We start from the raw sequence: 621 nt of genomic DNA, 5'->3' as shown, positions 1-621 counted from the left end.
TGGTTATGAATTGGTGCAACCGCCATTGATGGAATACAGCCATTCCTTATTGACGCATATCGATGCCGGTTTGTCTTTGAAAACCATTTTGGTCGTCGATCAGCTTAGCGGCCGTCAGCTCGGTATCCGCGCGGATATTACGCCGCAGGTAGCGCGTATCGATGCCCACTTGCTTTCTGCCAACCAAGGTATCAACCGTTTATGCTACGCCGGTTCGGTACTTCATGCGCGTCCTGACGGATTGCTCAATATGCGCGAACCTTTGCAGGCGGGTGCGGAAATGTACGGCTTGGAAGGCATTGAAGCGGATATCGAATTGATTGATTTGATGCTGAAAAGCATGAAGATTGCCGACATGGGCGAAGTTTTGCTTTCATTAGGCCATATCGGCGTATTCCGTGCTTTAGCAAATGCCGCGCATTTGGATGAGCAGCAATCGGCAATCCTGCTGTCATCGATGCAGGACAAAGATGCCGAGGCTGTCAGCCAGTTGGTCAAAGAGTGGAAACTTGACGGCATGTGGGCAAAAGCGTTTTCATTGTTGCCCCGATTGTATGGCGGTCGTGAAGTGCTGACTGTGGCTAGAGAGAAATTACCCGAATTGTCCGCAGTCAGTGTGGC

The 621-nt window shown here is 50.7% G+C and carries 1 protein-coding gene; it reads left to right on the top strand.

The features are described from left to right. A partial coding sequence (locus ACTHUM_RS17470) for an ATP phosphoribosyltransferase regulatory subunit (RefSeq protein ID WP_440403622.1) occupies positions 1–621 on the top strand: 621 nt, incomplete at both ends.

This window comes from Neisseria sp. P0021.S006, assembly GCF_051956895.1.
This window is presented reverse-complemented; position numbering and strand designations above follow the sequence as displayed.